The organism is Cupriavidus sp. SIMBA_020 (assembly GCF_046535395.1).
Taxonomy (GTDB): domain Bacteria; phylum Pseudomonadota; class Gammaproteobacteria; order Burkholderiales; family Burkholderiaceae; genus Cupriavidus; species Cupriavidus campinensis.
On record NZ_JAWRWU010000527.1, the window covers coordinates 1 to 274 of the forward strand.

Below are 274 nucleotides of genomic sequence, written 5' to 3' on the forward strand. Positions count from 1 at the left end.
TTTCGAATTTCTGGCGACCGAGTTGCCGCGAGGCATTATTCGCGGAAATCGCAGCATCACCCCCATCAATCTCTTTGAGGCTGCTGCGGTAGGCGTCGCCTTGTGTTACCGTGGAAAACGAAATCCCAAAAAAGGACGTATCGAAGGGGCCATAAATTCCGCAGAATTGCGTGAATTTACAACTGCGGCCACTAACGGTCGCCGCCGGGTGGCGGAGCGGATTGAGTTTATCTTGAATGTGGTCAAATGAAGTTAGAGGCCCAAAGAAATGAGG

General features: G+C 51.5%; 1 pseudogene. It reads left to right on the forward strand.

What is annotated here, in order from left to right:
* Nucleotides 1-250: pseudogene (locus SB751_RS30355) on the forward strand (DUF262 domain-containing protein); the annotation flags it as partial.
* Nucleotides 251-274 lie beyond the last annotated feature (24 nt).